At 48.6% G+C, this 13,459-nt stretch carries 13 protein-coding genes and 1 riboswitch; of the genes, 7 read left to right on the forward strand and 6 right to left on the reverse strand.

Going from position 1 to position 13,459, the window contains the following annotated elements; translation table 11 throughout:
• Positions 1-74: 74 nt before the first annotated feature.
• From ISALK_RS08910 to ISALK_RS08920, 3 genes are all read right to left on the reverse strand, one after another.
• The gene (locus tag ISALK_RS08910) at positions 75-2,057 is read right to left on the reverse strand and encodes a methyl-accepting chemotaxis protein (protein ID WP_160721389.1); all 1,983 of its coding nucleotides are present in this window, start codon (positions 2,055-2,057) and stop codon (positions 75-77) included.
• A gap of 242 nt (positions 2,058-2,299) precedes the next feature.
• Positions 2,300-3,856, reverse strand: a complete 1,557-nt coding sequence (locus tag ISALK_RS08915; protein ID WP_160721391.1) for an ABC-F family ATP-binding cassette domain-containing protein — start codon at positions 3,854-3,856, stop codon at positions 2,300-2,302.
• A 188-nt stretch (positions 3,857-4,044) separates the two neighbouring features.
• The gene (locus ISALK_RS08920; protein WP_160721393.1) at positions 4,045-4,446 is read right to left on the reverse strand and encodes an arsenate reductase ArsC; all 402 of its coding nucleotides are present in this window, start codon (positions 4,444-4,446) and stop codon (positions 4,045-4,047) included.
• A gap of 245 nt (positions 4,447-4,691) precedes the next feature.
• Positions 4,692-4,803: riboswitch (TPP riboswitch) on the forward strand.
• A 149-nt stretch (positions 4,804-4,952) separates the two neighbouring features.
• Between ISALK_RS08920 and thiW the strand changes: the two genes are divergently transcribed.
• Genes thiW through ISALK_RS08945 form a run of 5 tightly spaced genes read left to right on the forward strand, consistent with a single transcriptional unit; the run spans position 4,953 to position 9,137 of the window.
• Complete coding sequence (gene thiW, locus ISALK_RS08925) at positions 4,953-5,456, forward strand: energy coupling factor transporter S component ThiW (RefSeq protein ID WP_160721395.1); 504 nt, start codon at positions 4,953-4,955, stop codon at positions 5,454-5,456.
• A gap of 2 nt (positions 5,457-5,458) precedes the next feature.
• The gene (thiD, locus tag ISALK_RS08930; protein ID WP_160721397.1) at positions 5,459-6,253 is read left to right on the forward strand and encodes a bifunctional hydroxymethylpyrimidine kinase/phosphomethylpyrimidine kinase; all 795 of its coding nucleotides are present in this window, start codon (positions 5,459-5,461) and stop codon (positions 6,251-6,253) included.
• A 23-nt stretch (positions 6,254-6,276) separates the two neighbouring features.
• Complete coding sequence (gene thiM, locus ISALK_RS08935; protein WP_160721399.1) at positions 6,277-7,098, forward strand: hydroxyethylthiazole kinase; 822 nt, start codon at positions 6,277-6,279, stop codon at positions 7,096-7,098.
• Complete coding sequence (thiE, locus tag ISALK_RS08940; protein ID WP_160721401.1) at positions 7,082-7,726, forward strand: thiamine phosphate synthase; 645 nt, start codon at positions 7,082-7,084, stop codon at positions 7,724-7,726. Before thiM ends, thiE begins: the two co-directional genes overlap by 17 nt.
• Before the next feature lie 19 nt (positions 7,727-7,745).
• Positions 7,746-9,137, forward strand: a complete 1,392-nt coding sequence (locus tag ISALK_RS08945) for a sodium:solute symporter family transporter (protein ID WP_160721403.1) — start codon at positions 7,746-7,748, stop codon at positions 9,135-9,137.
• A 62-nt stretch (positions 9,138-9,199) separates the two neighbouring features.
• Here ISALK_RS08945 and ISALK_RS08950 read toward each other — a convergent pair whose 3' ends face one another.
• From ISALK_RS08950 to deoD, 3 genes are all read right to left on the reverse strand, one after another.
• On the reverse strand, positions 9,200-10,549 hold the full coding sequence (locus ISALK_RS08950) for an MFS transporter (RefSeq protein WP_160721405.1): 1,350 nt from the start codon (positions 10,547-10,549) through the stop codon (positions 9,200-9,202).
• Positions 10,550-10,788: 239 nt separating this feature from the next.
• Complete coding sequence (locus ISALK_RS08955; protein WP_160721407.1) at positions 10,789-11,418, reverse strand: class I SAM-dependent methyltransferase; 630 nt, start codon at positions 11,416-11,418, stop codon at positions 10,789-10,791.
• 271 nt (positions 11,419-11,689) lie between these two features.
• The gene (deoD, locus tag ISALK_RS08960; protein ID WP_160721441.1) at positions 11,690-12,400 is read right to left on the reverse strand and encodes a purine-nucleoside phosphorylase; all 711 of its coding nucleotides are present in this window, start codon (positions 12,398-12,400) and stop codon (positions 11,690-11,692) included.
• 178 nt (positions 12,401-12,578) lie between these two features.
• On the opposite strand from deoD, the gene ISALK_RS08965 reads away from it, so the two are divergent.
• Together ISALK_RS08965 and ISALK_RS08970 are read left to right on the forward strand one after the other, a co-directional pair.
• Positions 12,579-12,731: a hypothetical protein gene (locus tag ISALK_RS08965; RefSeq protein ID WP_160721409.1), complete on the forward strand. Its 153-nt coding sequence runs from the start codon at positions 12,579-12,581 to the stop codon at positions 12,729-12,731.
• A 141-nt stretch (positions 12,732-12,872) separates the two neighbouring features.
• Positions 12,873-13,418, forward strand: a complete 546-nt coding sequence (locus tag ISALK_RS08970; protein WP_160721411.1) for a hypothetical protein — start codon at positions 12,873-12,875, stop codon at positions 13,416-13,418.
• Positions 13,419-13,459 lie beyond the last annotated feature (41 nt).

Below are 13,459 nucleotides of genomic sequence, written 5' to 3' on the forward strand. Positions count from 1 at the left end.
TTTACCGACACCCTCCTTATCAAGTTCATCAAATTGGAAAATCCCAGAGTCCTTCAGTCATACACTTCAAACCTTTAAATCCTAAAGCGACTGATGCTCTCCTGCATTTTTTCCGACAGTTCCGCCAAGGCTTCACTGGCATTGGCGATCTCTTCCATGGCTGCGGTTTGCTCTTCCACCGAAGCGGAAACTTCCTCCGTCGCCGCCGCATTCTCCTGGGAAGATGCGGAAAGATTGCCGATCACACCGATGATTTCGTTCTTTTGCTTTGCCATTTCCAGGGAGGAATCATTGACCACCTCTAATATTTCTTTCATCTCTTCAATGGCGTTGTTAATGCCACTAAACTTCCTTTGGGTATCTTCCACCCCCCGGGTTTGTTGTTGAACAATTTCACCGGCCTCATCCATGATTTTCACCGTGTTTTGGGTTTTCTCGCTGAGGTCCCTAATCACCTCGTCGATTTCCTGGGTAAAGGATTCCGACTGCTCCGCCAGCTTTCGAATTTCCTCCGCCACCACAGCAAATCCCCGGCCGGCCTCACCCGCCCGGGCGGCTTCAATCGCCGCATTTAAAGCGAGAAGATTGGTCTGTTCCGAAATGCTTCGAATCATACCGCTGGCACTTTCGATCCGCTGAGCACTTTCATTGGTCTCTCCAATCACTTTTTGCACTTCCCCAGCGGCTTGACTGCTGGCCTGGGTTTTTTCAACAAGATCCCCCAGGAGGTGGTTTCCTTCTTCCTTTAGGCCGTCAATCACCTCTGCTGAACCGGTTAATTTTTTAAGGAGCTCCTGATCCTTTTCAATATAGTTCCCTAAAACATTGATGTTTTCCGCGCCGGTTTCCGTCTCCTGAGCCTGCTCCCCGGCACTTTTCGCCATTTCTTCAATGGTTTTCGCTACCTCATCCGCCGCCTTTGAGGATTCCTGACTGGTGGCCGTCAACTCTTCCGAAGAGGAGGCCACCTCTTGGGCATTGCCGGATACCCCTTTGAGCAGCACCACAAAGTTTTCCTGCATTTTCGCGATCCCCCGAATCATGCCCCCCACTTCGTCTTTTTGATCCAGATACTGAACTGCGGGATGATTTTCATCATAGGTTAGATCGTAATTTGATAGTCTGTTGAGGATATCCGATGCGGCTACAATGGGTTTTGAAAATGCGTTCCCCACAACATAGGCAATCCCAATCCCCAGGGCCAAGACGACCCCCGTCATCAATAGTACGTTTCGCTGCATACTGGGCAAGGCACTTAATACCTCCCCCTGCTCGGCGGTTACCACCACCCGCCATTGGGTTCCCTCAACCGGTGCAAATCCGGCATAAAGGTCCTCCCCTTGATAATGATAGTCCGCTACCCCGGCTTCCTCCCGGAGCATTTCTTCAAAAGTTTCCGCCACCGGTACAAGCTCCGGGTCCTCTGCCGAGTCTAGGATGGGATTAAAGCCGTTCATCACAAGCTCCGGATCAATATGGGCCTGCACGGTTCCCTCTTCGTTGATAACGTAAGCATAACCCTGTTCTCCGTAGCCCTTTCCTTCCAAAAGCTCGCTTAAAGCTTCCCCTTCCAGTCGTCCGATTAATACTCCCACAATGTCTCCCCGCTGTTCAATGGGGGTGGCCATCATGACCACGGGGGAATCCGTTACCCGACTGATGATCACATCGGATACGTTGGCTTCCCCTTCAAAGGCTCTTATCACATAATCCCGGTCCCCCAATTCCGCCGTGGATCCGTCGGCATATTGGGTAGATCCGTCGGGACTGACAACCCCGAGGCCGATAAAATCGGAATTCTCCACATACCTTTCCAAAATCTGCTGTTGGGTAAACCATCCCATGGTTCCCATTCCGCTACTGTTCCCGATGGCTCCCAGAGTGCTCAGGTCCCCTCGCAGTTCACTGGCGAAGACCTCTCCGATTTCCTGGGATTGCCTCATTAAAGCACTTTCCCCCTCCTCTTGAATGATGTTGCTTGTGGTGAAAATAGAAGCCCCACTGAAAACAATGGCAATGACTAAAATGATTGCCGAGAAATAAATAATGAGTTTCATACGAATACTTTTCATATTTTCGCTGACTAAACAGCTTTCCCCCTTACGTACGATCTGATTTTTGTACTACCTGATTTTTTGATGCTGCCCCCGATGACGGGCGGCCCCTCTTTCACTGCCCCTATCGTTATAAGCACCGACTTATATATTATCGACCGGAGGCTCAAATTCTTTAATACAAATAAAAGGAACAGGGGCTGGAATTCGTTTTTTTTACGATCCCATCCCCTGTCCCCCACTTTTTAGGATATTTTCGTGGTCCAGTTTTCACAGTTCCAAATGTCGGTGGTCACTTCCCGGTAAAATTCCGGCTCATGGGAGATCAACAGCACACTGCCTTTGTAGGCCTTTAAGGCACGTTTTAATTCCTCCTTGGCATCCACATCCAAGTGATTGGTGGGCTCATCAAGAATCAACAGATTGGTTTCCCGATTCAACAGCTTACATAAACGGACCTTCGCGTTTTCTCCGCCGCTTAGAACCACCATTTTGCTTTCAATATGCTTTGTGGTCAGGCCACACTTTGCCAAGGAAGAACGAACTTCGTGCTGATTCAGTGAGGGAAACTCCTTCCAGATCTCTTCGATACAGGTGTTGTAATTGGCTTCCTTGGTTTCCTGTTCAAAATAGCCGATTCCCAGATTTTCTCCCTTATCCACGGATCCCTCCACGGGATCAATCTCCCCTAAAATACTTCGAAGCAACGTGGTTTTTCCCAGTCCGTTGGCTCCGGTTAAGGCAATTTTCTCCCCCCGTTCCATCCGAAGATTCAAGGGCTTGGTCAGGGGTTCGTCATAACCGATAACAAGGTCCTTTGTTTCAAAGAGCAGTTTTCCCGAGGTTCTCCCTTGCTTAAAATGAAATTCCGGCTTCGGTTTCTCCTGGGGAAGTTCGATCTTCTCCATTTTATCCAGCTTTTTCTGCCGGGACATAGCCATATTTCTTGTGGCCACCCGGGCCTTATTTCTTGCTACAAAATCCTTCAATCCGTCAATTTCCTGCTGCTGCTTTTTATAGGCCGCCTCCAACTGTTGCTTTTTCGCCTGATACACCTTTTGAAATTCCTCGTAGTCTCCCACATAGCGGTGCAGTTTCTGATTCTCCATATGATAGATCAGGTTGATTACACTGTTTAAAAAGGATATGTCATGGGAGATCAGGATGAAGGCGTTTTCGTAGTCCTGTAAATATCGTTTCAGCCACTGAATATGTTCCTCATCTAGGAAGTTGGTGGGCTCATCCAATAATAAAATATCCGGCTTTTCCAACAGCAGCTTGGCCAGTAGCACCTTCGTCCGTTGTCCGCCGCTAAGATCGTGTACGTCCTTTTCCAGCCCTACATCACTAAGACCCAGGCCCTTGGCCACCTCTTCCACTTTTCCGTCGATGGTGTAAAAATCATTATTGGTCAACATATCCTGAATGTTGCCCATGTCCTCCATTAAGGTTTCCAGTTCCCCGGGAGAGGCCTCTCCCATTTTCTCACAGATTTCATTCATCTCTTTTTCCATATCAAACAGGTATTGAAATGCGCCCCTTAGTACCTCTCGTATGGTTTCTCCTTTTTCCAGTACCGTGTGCTGGTCCAGATACCCCACCCGGACTTTTTTCGCCCACTGAATTTCCCCTTCATCGGGCTGCAGTTTTCCGGTGATCATATTCATAAAACTGGACTTTCCTTCGCCATTGGCACCGATCAGACCGATATGTTCTCCCTTTAATAGTCGGAAGGATACCTCATGAAAGATGGCCCGGTCTCCGAAACCATGGCTTAAATTCTTTACCGTTAAAATACTCATTTTCGACTCCCTTTCTTTAATCACTACGATTGATTATAACGGAAATCCGGGAGAATTTAAAGACCGGTTTCCCGGGAAATAAAAGAAAAAAACCCGGCTTCCCCTACAGTCCCTAAAAGGTACTGTAGGTTCCGTCGAGGTTTTTCCCTCCGGTGGTTTCCTCCGAAGGATTATTTAGATTACTTCCGTTAAATTTCTCCTTTTTCCACCTTGTGGATCAAATCCTCCACCTTGGCCTTAATCAGATCCCGGGTTTCTCGAAAGCCTTCAATGGGTCCCCCGGAGGGGTCGTCCAGGCCCCAATCTTCGCTGTGGTTATTGGGAACAAAGGGACAAACCACATTGCAACCCATGGTGATTAAAATATCCAATTCCTGGGGAATCTCCGTCAGAAGCTTGGGATATTGTCCGCTCATATCCACCCCTGCCTCTTCCATGACTTTCACCGCCCCCGGCTTTAGTTCCGGGTATGCTTCCGTTCCAGCAGAATAGACTTCCAGTACATGGGAGCCCAGTTTCTTTGCCCAGCCTTCCGCCATTTGTGAGCGACAGGAATTATGAACGCATACAAAAGCCACTTTCTTTTTCATTGGATCGCCTCCTCTTGTATTTTTCCATTTACGGTATATGAATATTATCGATTATACTTGAATTGTACGGCATTCTCTCCCCCCTGTCAATCATGTTAAGAATTCTTAACAATTGAAAGTGCCCCGTCCTATGGGAGTTAAAAAAAGAAACTCGGGCTTTTAGGTATTACGTCCTTAAGCTTTTTCCTTTGTGTTTGCGTAAGGCGTTTTTTTGTGCTATGATGACTTTATTCAAACAAATCAATAGGAATCACTGGGAGCGCTGGTTAGGCCAGCTGAGAATAAGACCCGTTTAAGTCTTTAATCCCTATACCTGATCTGGATAATACCAGCGTAGGAAAGTGCGTCGATCATTATTGGACGAATACTCTTGTGTATTCAAGCACAAACCCTACGTCCGGGGTTTGTGCTTTTTTTATTACTGAAAATCCCCTTCCACTTTTGTTTCACCGGCAAGCACCTGCGATCAAACAACCCTATTCAACCCTGGAAAGGAGGCTTTACCAATGAACACAAGAAAACTAACCACCGCCGCCCTGCTGATTACCGTAGGGGTTCTCAGTGCCCATCTTATTTCCATTCCCATCGGCGTGTCCCGGGTATTTCCCGTACAACATGCTCTCAATGTGTTGGCCGCCGTCCTCTTCGGCCCTTATTATGCCGTCGTCGTGGCTTTTGTAACCTCCCTGCTTCGAAATATTTTAGGAACCGGTTCCCTGCTGGCCTTTCCCGGCAGTATCTTCGGTGCCTACCTGGCCGGCCTGTTGTTTCTGGCAACGAAAAAGTCTATCTTCGCCCTGGGGGGAGAAATTTTCGGCACGGGAATCCTGGGCGCCCTGGCGGCCTATCCCATCGCCCGGTATTTGTTAGGGGCAGAGGTTGCCGTGTTTTTTTACATCGGCCCCTTCGCCCTAAGCTCCATCGTCGGAGCCGTCATCGGCTACATCATCTATAAGCTGATGGAACAATCCGGCGTAATAAAATTCTATCACCAACAAGGAGGCAGGTAATCATGAAAAATCTTTTAACCATTGCAGGATCCGACAGCTCCGGGGGTGCAGGCATTCAGGCAGACCTGAAGACCTTCTCCGCCCACAGGGTTTTCGGCATGAGTGTGATCACCGCCGTGACCGCGCAAAGTACCCGGGGGGTCTTTGCCGTACAGGATATCGACCCCGGGGTCATTAAAAAACAAATCGAAGCGGTTTTTGAAGACATTGCGGTCCATGGCATCAAAATCGGTATGGTTTCTCAAATCCAAACGATCCAAGTCATCGCCGAAACCTTAAAACAGTATCCCTATAAGAACCTGGTGGTGGATCCCGTAATGATTTCTAAAAGCGGTTTTGATCTGTTACAGCCCGAGGCAAAGGCCGCCCTGATCAGCCACCTTCTTCCCATGGCCACAGTCCTCACCCCGAATCTTCCCGAGGCCGAAGAGATCACCGGCATGAAGGTTCAAAATCTGGAGGATATGAAAAAAGCGGCTGTAAAAATCCACAGCTTAGGACCGGCCTTCGTATTAATCAAAGGGGGTCATCTCCAAGGGGATGCCATGGATATTCTCTACGACGGAAGCTCCTTTACAACCTATACAACCAAACGGGTAGCCACAAAAAATACCCACGGCACCGGCTGCACCCTCTCCTCCGCCATCGCCGCGAACCTGGGGAAGGGGGAGAGTATTCAGGTGGCCATTAAACATGCCAAAGCCTATATCACCACAGCCATTGAGCATTCCTTCTCCATCGGCAGGGGTCCCGGACCGGTACACCATTTTTATCAGCTGTATCATCCGGATTCTTAATCCATCCCTTAGGAGGTATTTTTATGAACCTGTCCCAAGCCTTTGAAAGCATGCTGAATAACATCCGTAAAGAGTCTCCACTGATTCATCATATCACCAATTATGTAACCGCTAATGACAGCGCCAATGCGGTCCTTGCCCTCGGGGGCAGTCCGGTAATGGCCGATGCCGAAGAAGAGGTGGAGGAAATGGTGGCTTTTGCCTCGGCCCTGGTATTAAATATGGGCACCTTAAACTCCCAACGAACCCATTCCATCCTTCTGGCGGGAAAAAGAGCCAATGCCCTGGGGATCCCTGTAATTCTCGATCCTGTAGGCCTGGGTACTACAAAGCTTCGCCAAAGCCTTATGGCAAAGATTCTACAAGAAGTGTCGCTGACGGTGATCCGGGGCAACCTATCGGAGATCATGCATCTTTACGATCCTTCCGTTGTCCCAAGAGGGGTGGATTCCATCTTATCCTCTGGGGAAGGGGCCGAGGAAATTGCAAAGGTCCTGGCCCAGCGCCATCACTGCACCGTTGCCATTACCGGGGAATTCGATGTGGTTTCCAACGGCAGGGTTACCTACCGTATTGGAAACGGCACTTCCCATCTTTCAAAAATTACCGGTACCGGTTGTATGTCTTCTTCCCTTATCGGACTGTGCTGCGCCTCCGGGGCACCGCCCCTTCATGCCGCCCTGCTGGGACTGAGTATCATGGGGATTTCCGGTGAAATCGCAGGAGAGGGGCTGCAGCCCGGGGAAGGCTTGGGGAGTTTTAAAGTCCGGCTCTTCGACGCTTTTAGTCACTTTACCATCAAGGATTATCTGGAAAGGGGAAAAATTTATGAAGTCCAGGAATGAACGACACAATAAACAAAATATTTCCTATCGCCTGTACCTGGTTTCCGATGAAGGGGTCCTGGGGGGCAGGGATTTTCTGAAAAGCCTGGAGGCGGCGATTCTGGGAGGGATCACCGTCCTGCAGCTTCGCCATAAGGAAGGATCTTCCCAAGCCTTTTACCATCGGGCCCTGAAAGTAAAAAAATTGACGGAGTACTACGGGGTTCCCCTGATCATCAATGACCGGGTGGATATTGCCCTGGCGGTTAATGCCGAAGGGGTTCACCTGGGCCAACAGGACCTTCCCGTTACCGTAGCTCGAAGGCTCCTGGGTCCCGATAAAATCATCGGTGCTTCCACCGCCACTGTTCAAGAAGCGAAAGAAGCGGAAGCGGAGGGAGCGGATTACATCGGTGTGGGGGCTTTATTTCCAACGGCAACAAAAAATAATACCCGAAGCGTGTCCCTGGAGAGGCTTCGGATCATTAAAAACAGCCTATGCATTCCCGTTGTAGGGATCGGCGGGCTTACCAAGGAGAATATCCCCTCGGTGCTTAATACCGGGGTTGACGGGGTGGCCGTGGTTTCCGCCATCCTCGCCCAGGAGGACATTCAACAGGCAGCCAAAGACTTGACCAAAATCCACTAACATCAGGAGGTACCCTTTTATGATTTCATCTTCGCTTATTTATGCAATCATTATCCTTACCGTCATGGCTTTCACCGCCATCGGCGTCATTTACAGTCGGGGAAAGTTTGAATCCCTGGACGATTTTGTCACCGCCCGGGGCACTGCCGGCACCAAGATTCTTTCCACGACTTTTTTGGCCTCCTTTTTAGGGGTGTTTATTCTATTCACACCCCCGGAGGCGGGATCCATCGGCGGGATCACCACGATTATCGGCTATGCCCTGGGGCTGGCAAGTCTTTACATCGCTTTTATGATCCTCAGCCCCAAAATCCGTAACTATCTGCCTAAGGGCAGTACCTTAAACGACTTTGCACGAAAAAGATACGGTAAGAAAATGTACCTCCTGGTTCTTTTGTTGTCCATCTTTTATATGTTTGTGCATCTTGTGGCGGAGCTTACGGCGATTAGTCTTGTGGCCTATGAACTTGCGGGGATCCCCCTTATATTCACGGCCCTGTTCGTCGGTGTGGGCACCATGATTTATATCGCCTACGGAGGCCTTCGGGCTTCCATGTTTACGGATATGATCCAAATGGTGTTTGTGCTGGTGCTGCTTCTCGTTACCACCGTCGGTGTGGTGTATTACCTCGGGGGGATCGGAAACATGATTACCCTCAGCACTGAAAACGCGCCGGAACTGTTCGACTTCCGAAACCTGGGCGGGATTGAGTTCGGCCTGACCCTGGGAATCGCCGTATTTGTGGCGAATTTATTTCATCAGGGCTACTGGCAGCGGGTGTACTCCGGTAAGAATGACCGGTCCATCAGAAAATCCCTGATCTTTAGCATTATCATCGCCGTTCCCGTTATGCTCCTCACCGGATTTTTCGGGATCCTTTCCACGGGACTGGGCTTCGGAGAAAACCCCTCGGTGGCTCTTTTTTCTCTGGTTTACGGCATCTTCCCCAGGGGACTGATCATCCTCGTCTTTATTCTGGCCCTGGTGCTGGTGATGAGTACCGTGGATACCCTGTTAAACGGAATGGTGGCCACCTTCAGTGCCAATAGCCGGGGGATTTTAAAAGACATGGAAACCCGCTCCCTCCTTCGTTTTGCCAGAGCCTTAACCTTAGTAATCATTCTTCCCGCTACTCTAATCGCTGCCCAGGGCTACAGTGTGCTGTACTTATTCTTAGTGGCGGATCTTCTTTGTGCCGGGGTGGTTTTCCCATTGTTTTACGGCCTTTTCAATAAATATGTTACGGAGAATACCGCCCTTTTGGCCTCCTTACTGGGCATCGCCTCCGGGATCCCCTTTTTCATGGCCGACCGGCTCCTGGTAAGTTTCACGTTACCGATTGTGATCTCCGGGGCGGTTACCCTGATGGGAACCGCCTATGGCAAAAAACAGCTTGCAAAGAATTCCTAGGAGGGACTCCCTCCATAATCGCTGCTCTATCCCTGTTTTTTCACTGTTCTTTCATTGTTCTTTCACTGCTCTTTTTCGTTCATCAGTTTTGCCTGGGGACTTCTTTTTAACAGCCATCCGGAAATTGGGGCCAATAGGGCTCCCATGCCCAGCATCATAAAGGGAACCCCCCAATTAACCGCCCGGGTGGGGTCCGCCGCTCCCTGATTGAAGACTTCCAGCACACTGCCGAAGACAAAGGGGGAGAGCATGGTCATACCATAGCCCACAGCGGACTGTACCCCCAGGGCGGTGCCTCGAATGCCTTCATCGGTCATCTCCGTCAGCCCCGCCTTATAAATCCCGGAGTCCGCCACTACCCAGAGGCCGATCCAAAGACCCACGATCACAATCAGTACCATGGACTGGCCATACAGGAATCCAAAGAACAGCTGGGCCACCAAGCTGCAAATCGAGGCCAGCATTAAAGTGTTAATCCTTCCCCATCGGTCCGCCACGATGCCGAAGAACCAGGACCCGGGGGCTCCGAGAAGAATAATCATCGCCGCCAGCCGGCCGCCCAGGGCGATGGCTTGGGCCTCCCCATAGCCTGCGGCCAAGGCACTGGCCACCATAAAGGGACCGATCCATCCCCAAAAGGCATAGAGTTCCCACATATGGCCCATGTAACCGGTGGTGATCAGCACCGGACCCCGGTAGCCTCCCTGGGGAGCCGCTTTCACCCCCGGCGCTTTTTCCGACTCTTCTTCCTTATGTACTTTTTTAGCTTTCACTGCATCTTTCACTGTATCTTTCACTGTATTATTTTCTATTCCCGAATGATCCTTCTCTGTTTTGAGCCGATTTTCCTCCCCGGGTTTTTCTTCTACGAAAAGAAACACCAGTATGGCTGCAATAAACACCGGAAGGGATGTGGCCAAAATTCCTACTTCCCAGCTATAACGGGAGGCTAAGGGAGCCGCAATAAAATACCCTCCCCCATAGGCCATGGTCAAGGCGGCGGTATACCCTCCAATCACTTTTCCCCGTTCATTTTTGGGAAACCAGTTTGACAGCAAGGCCATTCCGGGCACGTAGATGGCCCCTGCGGATAATCCTGTCACAAGACGCAGCAACAGGATGCTCAAAAATCCCCGGGCAAGGAACACAAAAAGGGTGGAGGAGATGGCGGTGATCAAGGTTGCCCAGGCCACCACCTTTTTGGGCCCGACTTTATCCGAAAGCCAACCGGTAATTAGCACCACGATCACATAGCCTACCTGAAAAGCGGATAAAATCATTCCCGTGTCTCGGGACGACAGGGCAAACTCCGCTACGATCTGGCTCAGTACCGCGGAGAAATTATACCAGGGTAAGTATCCCAGGACCATGGCAATCATCATCATGATAAAAATTTTATTCTTTTTTTCCATCTTCTCACTCCTCGTATAACTTAAAGTATTACCAGATTGCTATATCTGGCCCGGGGTGCACAACCCACTTTCAAGTATCAAACCCACCATGAATTTTTCCATAAAAAGGAGGTAATACACCCTCTTTTCGATTGTATATACCTCCGGTATCATGCCTCATGATTCCTATAAATTATTGAGATAACCTTATAATAAGGTTGCGATAATAGCTATTTTTGCGTAACCGACTTCCCCGGCCCTTATTTTTGCGCCAGGGCTCTCAACCAGTTTTTTTCTTTTTCCAGTTCAATGGTGACTTCTTTAAATCCCGCTTTTTTCAGCCAGTTCTCCAATTCCTCCGGGGTAGGGATGACCATATCCCCCTCTTCTTCATAGGTCTTATTTTTTTCCTGATGCCCTTCATCGGGGAAGGCCTCATTTACGATTAAAAACTGTCCCTCTTTTTTTAAAATCCGGTGGACTTCTTTGAAGGCTTTTACCATATCCGGCCAAAAATAAACGGTTTCCACCGCCGTGGCCACATCAAAGTTTTCCTCCTCGAAGGGAGTCTCCGTAACATCCCCACGGATAATCACAACCCTGCCCTCTTCAACTTCTTGATGATTCAACTCATTCGCCCACTCTACACAGTCCTCGGAATAATCCAGACCGAAAACTTTTCCCTGGGGGGTATGAATGGCCAGGCGCTGCACGGTCTTTCCGCCGCCGCAGCCTAAATCAACCACTTGGGAGTCATCCTCCAGGGTGAGCATTTGAAGCCCCCAGCCCGTAACCTCATAATGATTTTTATTCATTTTTTCAACGATTTCTTTGCCTTCCTGCCCCTGGGGTTTGCGGCATTGGTCCAAGGTTTTCTTTACATCACTCATTTTTTTACCGTCCTTTCTGTATAAATACCCTTCCTATTGTACCACCGGAAAATCCCGATAGCTAGAGAAGAAACCGATAAAATCCTCCAGGCCTCTGAAAAAAGTCCTTCATTGCCTAATTTATACCCGGAAATTTTATGATAAACGCTCATAATCCCCTTTCACAAAAAAGAAAACCTCCCCTTCAAGTATTGGATTTCATCCTGTCTGTATTCTTTGAAGGGAAGTTTTTTTTTATTTTTTTAAGCATGGGGTATTTTCACTTGGCCGGTTATTCCGCCATTTCCAAAGCAATTTTCATCATATTGGTAAAAGCATTCTGCCGCTCTTCCGATGTGGTGGCCTCCTTTGTGGCCAAATTATCGGAAACCGTCAGCAGGCAGGCCGCTTTTTTCCCTAGCACCTTGGCATTATGGAACAGGGCAAAGGCTTCCATTTCCACCCCTACACAACCGTGTTTTTCATAGATTTCCTTGTACTCCTCAAAATTTTCCCGATAAAAGACATCGGAGGAGTGGATTCTTTCGGTGTGCATGGGGATCCCCAGATCCTTTGCGTAGTTCAACAATCTTTCATTTAAGACTTCCGTCCCTTCAATAACATCCCGGTCGTATCCTCCCTGCACCTTGGCATAACTGGATTCGCTCCAGGCATCCTTAGCCAGGATCACATCGTAGAGTTTTACTTTATCGGTATATCCTCCACAGGAACCGATTCGAATGATGTTTTCCACACCGTAAAAATTATAGAGCTCATAGGAATAAATCCCAATACTGGGCATACCCATACCGCTGGCCATCACCGAAATTTTTCGGCCTTTATAGGTTCCGGTATAACCTAAAACATTACGCACTTGATTAAACTTTACCACATCCTCTAAAAAGGTGTCGGCAATGAACTTCGCCCGCAGGGGGTCTCCCGGCATCAGCACGGTTTTTGCAATCTCACTTTTATTCTTTGCTTCAATATGGGGTGTTGGTATCATAAAAATCCTCCTTTAATATAGTTACTCTGCCATTATACCGTATATACCCTATTATTATAACCTTTATAACTTTTTTTTGAAATTTCAGTCACGGAGCCGGGGAAGTTTTCTGGACATAGCTTAATCCTTCCGTTACAATAAAATTAGAAAAATAAATAAAAAAGGGGACTACCTGATGAAAAAAATAATGATAATGTTGCTTGTCTTACTATTCATGTTGGTTTTTCTTGTTGGCTGTAATACCGAAGATCCGGAAGTTTCAGAGGAAGTTTCACAGGAAGATTCCGACAATGGGGAGGCATCGGAGGAAAGCTACATAACCTACTAAGACGATTACCTTCGCTTTCAACACCGGGAAGCATGGGAGGTCAGTGGTTCACCCTCCGGGGACACGAATCTGGTTATCATCGAACAGGAGGCCGGTTATGATTTCGTTCTTGAAGCGGAAAGAGTACGGCACCTGGATACAATGGAGGATTTTGAAGCACGGGTCCTGGAGGAATTTTCCGAGGGCCTGGAGTCGGCGGAAAAAGAGGATTACATCACCAAGGTTTCCTACGAGGACATTACCATCGACGGTCATCAGGGAAAGACCCTGCAGCTGGATGTGGATATTTTACAAGGCATCGGGGAAATCCTTTATCAAGACTTATCGGAAGAGCTGAGCCCTTATGACGAGGTTCAGGACTTTATTTCCGATTATCAGGATCCTGAGTCTTTTACAGAGGCTATTACTGAAAATGAAGAGCTGCAACAGGAGCTTTTAGCACTCCTTACGGACCTGGAAAGTGAAAGCCCGGAACCGGAGCAATCCCTTAGCCTGGCTCGGGCCCGTGTAGAACAGATCAAGGCGCTTCTTTCCGAGGACACCTCCATTGAACAGCGGCAAAAAATCAGTATCATCCCAAAGGAAAACCTGGTTTTTCGGGTGTATTTCCTTAAGGATCCCGCAGGATATGAGGATATGATTGATGAAGTACTCGATCTTATGGACACCATCGAATTTGTTGAGTAACATTTGCGGACTGAAATTTAGAGGATTTGACTCTTTGACTA

It is taken from the genome of Isachenkonia alkalipeptolytica, assembly GCF_009910325.1.
Classification (GTDB): Bacteria; Bacillota; Clostridia; order Peptostreptococcales; family T1SED10-28; genus Isachenkonia; species Isachenkonia alkalipeptolytica.

Bases quoted from the DNA above. Each gene is read 5' to 3' on its own strand.
- ISALK_RS08915 (WP_160721391.1), bottom strand. From the start codon at position 3,856: ATGAGTATTTTAACGGTAAAGAATTTAAGCCATGGTTTCGGAGACCGG.
- ISALK_RS08950 (WP_160721405.1), bottom strand. From the start codon at position 10,549: ATGGAAAAAAAGAATAAAATTTTTATCATGATGATGATTGCCATGGTC.
- ISALK_RS08970 (WP_160721411.1), top strand. From the start codon at position 12,873: ATGGAGGATTTTGAAGCACGGGTCCTGGAGGAATTTTCCGAGGGCCTG.
- ISALK_RS08945 (WP_160721403.1), top strand. From the start codon at position 7,746: ATGATTTCATCTTCGCTTATTTATGCAATCATTATCCTTACCGTCATG.
- thiW (WP_160721395.1), top strand. From the start codon at position 4,953: ATGAACACAAGAAAACTAACCACCGCCGCCCTGCTGATTACCGTAGGG.
- thiE (WP_160721401.1), top strand. From the start codon at position 7,082: ATGAAGTCCAGGAATGAACGACACAATAAACAAAATATTTCCTATCGC.
- ISALK_RS08955 (WP_160721407.1), bottom strand. From the start codon at position 11,418: ATGAGTGATGTAAAGAAAACCTTGGACCAATGCCGCAAACCCCAGGGG.
- ISALK_RS08910 (WP_160721389.1), bottom strand. From the start codon at position 2,057: ATGAAACTCATTATTTATTTCTCGGCAATCATTTTAGTCATTGCCATT.
- thiD (WP_160721397.1), top strand. From the start codon at position 5,459: ATGAAAAATCTTTTAACCATTGCAGGATCCGACAGCTCCGGGGGTGCA.
- ISALK_RS08965 (WP_160721409.1), top strand. From the start codon at position 12,579: ATGAAAAAAATAATGATAATGTTGCTTGTCTTACTATTCATGTTGGTT.
- ISALK_RS08920 (WP_160721393.1), bottom strand. From the start codon at position 4,446: ATGAAAAAGAAAGTGGCTTTTGTATGCGTTCATAATTCCTGTCGCTCA.
- thiM (WP_160721399.1), top strand. From the start codon at position 6,277: ATGAACCTGTCCCAAGCCTTTGAAAGCATGCTGAATAACATCCGTAAA.